At 70.4% G+C, this 7,773-nt stretch carries 8 protein-coding genes; 5 read left to right on the forward strand and 3 right to left on the reverse strand.

All coding sequences use genetic code 11. The features are described 5' to 3' along the window. Window positions 1–40 precede the first annotated feature (40 nt). Window positions 41–730: a FadR/GntR family transcriptional regulator gene (locus STRTUCAR8_RS33575; protein WP_006380685.1), complete on the forward strand. Its 690-nt coding sequence runs from the start codon at window positions 41–43 to the stop codon at window positions 728–730. On the opposite strand, the gene STRTUCAR8_RS33580 is transcribed toward STRTUCAR8_RS33575, so the two are convergent. The 3 genes from STRTUCAR8_RS33580 to fabG all read right to left on the reverse strand — a co-directional run bounded on the left by STRTUCAR8_RS33580 (window position 705) and on the right by fabG (window position 2,747). Further along, a complete protein-coding gene (locus STRTUCAR8_RS33580; protein ID WP_006380673.1) occupies window positions 705–1,067 on the reverse strand; it encodes a hypothetical protein in 363 nt (120 codons plus the stop codon). The two genes, STRTUCAR8_RS33575 and STRTUCAR8_RS33580, sit on opposite strands and share 26 nt — an antisense overlap. Window positions 1,068–1,254: 187 nt before the next feature. Beyond that, window positions 1,255–2,022, reverse strand: coding sequence for an enoyl-ACP reductase FabI (gene fabI, locus STRTUCAR8_RS33585; protein ID WP_006380660.1), 768 nt, complete (start codon window positions 2,020–2,022; stop codon window positions 1,255–1,257). Window positions 2,023–2,027: 5 nt separating this feature from the next. After that, window positions 2,028–2,747, reverse strand: coding sequence for a 3-oxoacyl-[acyl-carrier-protein] reductase (gene fabG, locus STRTUCAR8_RS33590; protein WP_006380679.1), 720 nt, complete (start codon window positions 2,745–2,747; stop codon window positions 2,028–2,030). A gap of 279 nt (window positions 2,748–3,026) precedes the next feature. Between fabG and STRTUCAR8_RS33595 the strand changes: the two genes are divergently transcribed. The 4 genes from STRTUCAR8_RS33595 (at window position 3,027) to STRTUCAR8_RS50570 (ending at window position 7,561) form a co-directional block, all read left to right on the forward strand. Then, window positions 3,027–4,550: a TldD/PmbA family protein gene (locus tag STRTUCAR8_RS33595; RefSeq protein ID WP_006380671.1), complete on the forward strand. Its 1,524-nt coding sequence runs from the start codon at window positions 3,027–3,029 to the stop codon at window positions 4,548–4,550. Next, entirely contained in the window at window positions 4,547–5,941 is a 1,395-nt protein-coding gene (locus STRTUCAR8_RS33600; protein ID WP_006380656.1) for a metallopeptidase TldD-related protein, read from the forward strand. The genes STRTUCAR8_RS33595 and STRTUCAR8_RS33600 overlap by 4 nt, the downstream gene beginning before the upstream one ends. A gap of 68 nt (window positions 5,942–6,009) precedes the next feature. Continuing rightward, window positions 6,010–7,275, forward strand: a complete 1,266-nt coding sequence (gene tyrS / locus STRTUCAR8_RS33605) for a tyrosine--tRNA ligase (RefSeq protein WP_006380658.1) — start codon at window positions 6,010–6,012, stop codon at window positions 7,273–7,275. Window positions 7,276–7,390: 115 nt separating this feature from the next. Continuing rightward, complete coding sequence (locus STRTUCAR8_RS50570) at window positions 7,391–7,561, forward strand: IclR family transcriptional regulator domain-containing protein (protein ID WP_338399710.1); 171 nt, start codon at window positions 7,391–7,393, stop codon at window positions 7,559–7,561. Window positions 7,562–7,773 lie beyond the last annotated feature (212 nt).

Here is a 7,773-nt window from a genome sequence, read left to right on the forward strand (position 1 = left end):
ATAGGATGATTGGTTGTAATCCCCCGTGTGAAAATGGGCCATGCCGCCGCTGAGTCATCCCCGCCGATCGGCCCTGTCCGAGCAGGTCATCGCCGCACTGCGGAACCAGATCACCTCGGGCGAGTGGCCCGTCGGCTCCCGGATTCCGACCGAACCCGAACTGGTCGCGCAGCTCGGAGTGGCCCGGAACACGGTCCGGGAGGCAGTCCGGGCCCTCGCGCACAACGGGCTGCTGGACATCCGCCAGGGCTCGGGCACCTACGTCGTGGCGACCAGTGAGCTGGCCGGGGTGATGCACCGCCGGTTCGCCGACGCGGACCGCCGGCACATCGCCGAGCTGCGGTCCACGCTGGAGTCGGGCGCGGCCGAGCTGGCGGCGCTGCGGCACACCGAACGTGACCTCAAGCAGCTGGACGCGCTTCTGGCGCGCCGGGAGGAGGCCTGGGCCTCCGGCGACGCGGAGGCGTTCGTGACGGCCGACGCGAGCCTGCACATGGCGGTGGTGGCCGCGTCCCACAACGACGTCATGACGGCGATGTACGCGGACCTGGGCGAGGTGCTGCGGGACTGGCTGCGCGACGACGTGGGCGGAAAGCTGACCCCTCAGTCGTACGTGGACCACGCCCCGCTCGTCGAGGCGATCCGCGCGGGCGACGCGACGGCCGCCGCCAGGGAGGCGGCCGGCTATCCGTTCGTGTGCCGGCTCAGGGCGTCCGCTTCTGGTGGCTGACCCACACCGAGCGGACCTCCTTCCAGCAGCGGCCGGTGAGCCGTACCGTCTGGGCGGGCCCGGCCTCGACCGAGGAGCCGTCGCTGTCGAGGTCCCACCAGCGGTCGCACTCGATGTGCAGACGTACGCGGTCGGCGGCCACGTAGGGGTTGTGGCAGTACGCGGTCACCTCGGAGCCGGTGACCCGGGTGTAGCAGGTGGAGCCGAAGGGCTCGGGGCGCTCCCCCTGTCGTCCCTCCGCGCGCGCGGAGGGGACGGCCGGAACGGCCTCGTACGGGAGAGTCGTTATGAGAGCGACGGCGACGAGCAGCGGGGCGAAGCCGCGGGACAGACGCACAAGGGGACCTCCTCCTGCTGGGGAGGGAACGCGAGGTGAACGCGTAATCCAGAGTGCCCAGTTACCCCGCTCCCCCGCCCGGCCGGATGAGCCGAACGGGTGATGACACAGCGGCATGCCGAGGGCCCGCGCCGGAACGGAACGTGCCCTCGGGATGTCGGCCGAGCCTGGACGGCAGCGGCAGCGCTCACGCGCCGATCGCGTGCAGCCCGCCGTCCACGTGGATGATCTCGCCGGTGGTCTTCGGGAACCAGTCGCTGAGCAGGGCGACGACGCCGCGGCCGGCCGGCTCGGGGTCCTTGAGGTCCCACTCCAGGGGTGACCGGGCGTCCCACACGGAGGCCAGCTCGCCGAAGCCCGGGATGGACTTGGCGGCCATGGAACCGAGCGGGCCGGCGGAGACCAGGTTGCAGCGGATGTTCTGCTTGCCCAGGTCGCGTGCCATGTAGCGGCTGGTGGCCTCCAGCGCGGCCTTGGCCGGACCCATCCAGTCGTACTGCGGCCAGGCGTACTGGGCGTCGAAGGTGAGGCCGACGACGGAGCCGCCGTTCTGCATCAGCGGCAGACAGGCCATGGTCAGCGACTTCAGGGAGTACGCCGAGACGTGCATGGCGGTGGCCACGGACTCGAACGGGGTGTTGAGGAAGTTGCCGCCGAGGGCGTCCTGCGGGGCGAAGCCGATGGAGTGGACGACGCCGTCGAGGCCGCCGAGCTCCTCACCGACGAGGTCGGCCAGACGGCCCAGGTGCTCCTCGTTCGTGACGTCGAGCTCCAGGACCTTGGTGGGCTTGGGGAGCTTCTTGGCGATCCGCTCGGTCAGCGTGGGCCGGGGGAACGCGGTGAGGATGATCTCCGCGCCCTGCTCCTGGGCCAGCTTGGCGGCGTGGAAGGCGATGGAGGCCTCCGTGAGCACACCGGAGATCAGGACGCGCTTGCCCTCGAGAATTCCGCTCATGGTGATCAGTGACCCATTCCCAGTCCGCCGTCAACAGGGATGACGGCTCCAGTGATGTACGAGGCGTCGTCCGAGGCGAGGAACCGCACCGTTGCGGCGATCTCCTCCGGCTGCGCGTACCGGCCGAGCGGCACCTGCGAGACGATGCCCGCGCGCTGCTCGTCGGTGAGGACCTTGGTCATGTCGGTGTCGACGAAGCCGGGCGCGACCACGTTGAAGGTGATGTTGCGCGAGCCCAGCTCACGCGCGAGGGAGCGGGCGAACCCGACCAGGCCGGCCTTGGAGGCGGCGTAGTTGGCCTGCCCCGGCGAGCCGTACAGCCCGACGACCGACGAGATCAGGACGACGCGGCCCTTCTTGGCGCGCAGCATCGCGCGGTTGGCCCGCTTGACGACACGGAAGGTGCCGGTGAGGTTGGTGTCGAGGACGGACGTGAAGTCCTCCTCGGACATCCGCATCAGGAGCTGGTCCTTGGTGACACCGGCGTTGGCGACGAGGACCTCGACCGGGCCGTGCTCGGCCTCGATCTCCTTGTAGGCCTGCTCCACCTGCTCGGTGTCGGTGATGTCGCACTTGACCGCGAGGCAGCCCAGTTCGGTGAGCGCGGTCGGCGGCTCACCCGTGCGGTACGTGATCGCGACCTTGTCGCCGGCTTCGGCGAACGCGCGGGCGATGGCGAGGCCGATGCCCCGGTTGCCTCCGGTGACGAGAACCGAGCGGCTCAACGGATCACCCTTTCGATAGCGGTTCGGGGCCTGTCCGATACACCCGGGTTGACAGGCTGCTTCCCCGAAAACCTATCGGTCCGTCCGCACCGGCGGACAATCGGGCACCGACAGTGGCTCACCCCCGGTCCTGTCGGGTCCCTACAGTCGGTGTGCCGGTCGGCCGGGGTCTCGCGCGGTGTCCTGATCGCGGTGAATCCGTTGGAGGCCTCGATGTCGGACCTGCATGATTCACTGCGAGACAGACGCCACACCCACCGTGACAAGGAGAGGCCGCTCATGGCCCATGAGGTCGATCAGTCATTCCTGGCACTGCCCCTACGTGCGCTGGCCGACGCCGCCCTCGCCCGCGCGCGTGCGCTCGGTGCGGACCACGCGGACTTCCGGTTCGAGCGGGTGCGCAGCGCGTCCTGGCGGCTGCGGGACGCCAAGCCGTCCGGCTCGTCGGACACCACGGACCTGGGGTACGCGGTGCGGGTGGTGCACGGCGGCACCTGGGGGTTCGCGTCGGGTGTGGATCTGAGCATGGACGCCGCCGCGAAGGTCGCCTCGCAGGCCGTGGCCATGGCCAAGCTCTCCGCGCAGGTGATCAAGGCGGCGGGGTCCGACGAGCGGGTGGAACTGGCTGCTGAGCCGGTGCACTCCGACAAGACCTGGGTCTCGTCGTACGAGATCGACCCGTTCGGCGTGCCCGACGAGGAGAAGGCCGGCCTGCTGGCCGAGTGGAGCGGGCGGCTGCTCTCGGCGAACGGCGTCAACCACGTCGACGCCTCACTGCTCACGGTGCACGAGAACAAGTTCTACGCCGACACCGCGGGGACCGTCACCACCCAGCAGCGGGTACGGCTGCACCCCCAGTTCACCGCCGTCTCGGTCGACGAGTCGAGCGGTGAGTTCGACTCGATGCGGACCATCGCGCCGCCCGTCGGACGCGGCTGGGAGTACCTCACGGGCAGGGGCTGGGACTGGGAGTCCGAGCTCGAACAGATCCCTGAGCTGCTCGCGGAGAAGATGCGGGCGCCGAGCGTCGAGGCGGGGCTGTACGACCTGGTCGTCGACCCGTCCAACCTGTGGCTGACGATCCACGAGTCCATCGGCCACGCCACCGAACTGGACCGCGCCCTGGGCTACGAGGCGGCGTACGCGGGCACGTCCTTCGCGACCTTCGACCAGCTCGGCAAGCTCAGGTACGGCTCCGAGCTGATGAACGTCACCGGTGACCGCACCGCCGAACACGGCCTGGCGACCATCGGCTACGACGACGAGGGCGTCGCCGGCCAGTCGTGGGACCTGGTCAAGGACGGCACCCTGGTGGGGTACCAGCTGGACCGGCGGATCGCGAAGCTGACCGGGTTCGAGCGGTCCAACGGGTGCGCGTACGCCGACTCGCCGGGGCATGTGCCCGTGCAGCGCATGGCCAACGTGTCGTTGCGGCCGGACCCGGGCGGCCTGGCGACGGAGGACCTCATCGGCGGCGTCGACCGCGGGATCTACGTCGTCGGGGACCGGTCCTGGTCGATCGACATGCAGCGCTACAACTTCCAGTTCACCGGGCAGCGGTTCTTCAAGATCGAGAACGGCCGGATCACCGGGCAGCTGCGGGACGTGGCCTACCAGGCGACGACCACCGACTTCTGGGGCTCCATGGCGGCCGTCGGCGGTCCGCAGACGTACGTCCTGGGCGGTGCCTTCAACTGCGGCAAGGCCCAGCCGGGCCAGGTCGCGGCCGTCTCCCACGGGTGCCCGTCGGCCCTCTTCAAGGGCGTCAACATTCTGAACACCACGCAGGAGGCCGGTCGATGAGCGCCCGTACGAGCAAGCCGCACGAGATCGTCGAGCGGGCCCTTGAGCTGTCCCGGGCCGACGGGTGTGTCGTCATCGCCGACGAGGAGTCGACGGCCAATCTGCGCTGGGCGGGCAACGCCCTCACCACCAACGGGGTCACACGCGGGCGCACGCTGACGGTCGTCGCCACCGTGGGCGGCAAGCAGGGCACGGCCTCCGGGGTCGTCTCCCGCGCCGCCGTCACCGCCGACGAACTGGAGCCGCTCGTGCGGGCCGCCGAGGCCGCCGCACGCGGCGCCGGTCCCGCGGAGGACGCCCAGGCGCTGGTCGCGGGTGTGCCGGAGTCCCCGGACTTCCTGGACGCGCCCGCCGAGACCTCGTCCGCGGTGTTCGCCGACTTCGCGCCGGCACTCGGTGAGGCGTTCGCCCGCGCGCGTGCGGGCGGCCGGGAGCTGTACGGCTTCGCCAACCACGAGCTGGTGTCGAGCTACGTGGGGACGTCGACGGGGCTGCGCCTGCGCCATGACCAGCCCAACGGGACGCTGGAGCTGAACGCCAAGTCCCCGGACCGTACGCGGTCCGCGTGGGCCGGGCGGTCGACGCGGGACTTCAAGGACGTCGACCCGGCCACCCTCGACGCCGAACTCGCCGTACGCCTCGGCTGGGCGGAGCGGCGGATCGAGCTGCCCGCCGGGCGGTACGAGACGCTGCTGCCGCCGACCGCCGTCGCCGACCTGCTGATCTACCAGCTGTGGTCGTCGTCCGCGCGGGACGCCGCCGAGGGACGCACGGTGTTCTCCAAGCCGGGCGGCGGGACGCGCATCGGTGAGCAGCTCACCGAGCTGCCCCTGACGCTGCGCAGCGACCCGAACGAGCCCGGTCTGGAAGCCTCTCCCTTCCTCCTCGCCCACACCTCCGGCGACGACCAGTCGGTGTTCGACAACGGGCTGCCGCTGAGCGCCACGGAGTGGATCCGCGAGGGCCGGCTGAACCGGCTGATCACCTCCCGGCACACCGCCGGGCTGACCGGTCTGCCCGTGACCCCGGCGATCGGGAACATCGTCCTGGACGGGGGCGAGGACAAGTCCCTGGAGGAGATGGTCGCGAACACCGAGCGCGGGCTGCTGCTGACCTGCCTCTGGTACATCCGCGAGGTCGACCCGGCCACCCTGCTGCTGACCGGCCTGACCCGCGACGGGGTGTACCTCGTCGAGAACGGCGAGGTGAGCGGGGAGGTCAACAACTTCCGGTTCAACGAGTCGCCGGTGGGTCTGCTCGGGCGGGCCGTGGAGGCGGGGCGCACGGAGAAGACGCTGCCGAGGGAGTGGAGCGACTGGTTCACCCGGGCCGCGATGCCGGCGCTGCGGGTGCCGGACTTCAATATGAGCTCTGTCAGTCAGGGCGTATAACCTCGTTGCCGGTAGTCGCCCGGCTGCCGTAGAACTGCAAGAAGACCACTCAAGGAGATACGAGAACCGTGACGGACATCGTCGACGAGCTGAAGTGGCGTGGGCTGTTCGCCCAGTCCACTGACGAGGACGCATTGCGCAAGGCGCTCGCGGACGGTCCCGTCACGTTCTATTGCGGTTTCGACCCGACGGCGGCCAGTCTGCACGTCGGCCACCTGGTCCAGGTGCTCACCATGCGCCGTCTCCAGCAGGCGGGTCTGCGTCCGCTGGCCCTGGTGGGCGGAGCGACCGGCCAGATCGGCGACCCGCGTCCCACGGCGGAGCGCACGCTGAACGACCCGGAGACGGTCGCGAACTGGGTGAACCGGCTCCGCGCGCAGATCGAGCCGTTCCTGTCCTTCGAGGGCGAGAACGCCGCGGTGATGGTGAACAACCTGGACTGGACGGCCGGTCTGTCGGCCATCGAGTTCCTCCGGGACATCGGCAAGCACTTCCGCGTCAACAAGATGCTGACGAAGGACTCGGTCGCCCGGCGTCTCGAGTCCGACCAGGGCATCAGCTACACGGAGTTCAGCTACCAGCTCCTCCAGGGCATGGACTTCCTGGAGCTGTACCGGAGGTACGGCTGCACGCTCCAGCAGGGCGGCAGCGACCAGTGGGGCAACCTCACCGCCGGGCTCGACCTGATCCACCGCCTGGAGCCGGACGCCTCGGCGCACGCTCTGGCGACGCCGCTGATGACGAAGGCGGACGGCACCAAGTTCGGCAAGACCGAGGGCGGCGCCATCTGGCTCGACCCGGAGATGACGACGCCGTACGCGTTCTACCAGTTCTGGCTGAACGTGGACGACCGGGACATCTCGACGTACCTGCGCATCCTGTCCTTCCGGTCCCGGGAGGAGCTGGCGGCGATGGAGGCGGAGACCGCGGACCGTCCGCAGGCTCGGGCCGCGCAGCGCGCGCTCGCCGAGGAGCTGACGACGCTGGTGCACGGCGCCGATCAGACGGCCGCCGTGATCGCCGCGTCCAAGGCCCTCTTCGGCCAGGGTGAGCTGGGTGAGCTGGACGAGCGGACGCTGAGTGCGGCGCTCTCCGAGGTGCCGCACATCCGGGTCGCCGAGGCGGGGCCGGTCGTCGACCTGTTCGCCGAGGTCGGGCTGGTGGCCAGCAAGTCGGCCGCGCGCCGCACGGTGAAGGAGGGCGGCGCCTACGTGAACAACGCGAAGGTCACCGCCGAGGACGCGGTACCCGCGAAGGAGGACCTGCTGCACGGGCGGTGGCTGGTCCTGCGCCGGGGCAAGAAGAACCTGGCGGCGGTGGAGGTCACCGGCTGACCGGGGCTGTGCGCGTCTCGTGCGCGCATGTGTGAAGGTGGCGACCCTCCCGACCTGGATCGAGGAGGCCCGCGATCACGGGTACACGCTGAGTCACGGCGAACGGTAGGAGGGGCTGTCGGCGGTGGCCGTGCCGGTGCGGGTGACGAGCGGGTCCGTGCTGGCCGCGCTGTCCTTCAGCGGGCCGAGCACACGGTTCACCCCGGAGCGGGTGACACGGTTCGCGACGGCGCTGCGCGAGGCGGGGGCGGAACTGGCACGGGCGGGACTGCCGTTCGAGGGATGAGGAGGCGCTCCGCTGGGTGCGCTGTTCGGCCCCGGTTCCGCTGAAGGTGGTCGCGCCCGCGCGGGCATGGTTGTGTGCCTGGTGCCTGGTGCCTGGTGCCTGGTGCCTGGTGCCTGGTGCGGGTCGTGGAAGCTCGGGTGCTGTGTTCGGTGCCTCCGAGGTGACGTGAAGGACTGCTGTGGGGGGACTGCTGTGGGTCGGTCGGTCCGGGC

Source organism: Streptomyces turgidiscabies Car8, from assembly GCF_000331005.1.
In the GTDB taxonomy this organism is placed as follows: Bacteria; Actinomycetota; Actinomycetes; order Streptomycetales; family Streptomycetaceae; genus Streptomyces; species Streptomyces turgidiscabies.

Coding starts and splice junctions, on each gene's coding strand:
- STRTUCAR8_RS33600 (WP_006380656.1), top strand. CDS start 4,547: ATGAGCGCCCGTACGAGCAAGCCGCACGAGATCGTCGAGCGGGCCCTT.
- STRTUCAR8_RS33575 (WP_006380685.1), top strand. CDS start 41: ATGCCGCCGCTGAGTCATCCCCGCCGATCGGCCCTGTCCGAGCAGGTC.
- STRTUCAR8_RS33595 (WP_006380671.1), top strand. CDS start 3,027: ATGGCCCATGAGGTCGATCAGTCATTCCTGGCACTGCCCCTACGTGCG.
- fabI (WP_006380660.1), bottom strand. CDS start 2,022: ATGAGCGGAATTCTCGAGGGCAAGCGCGTCCTGATCTCCGGTGTGCTC.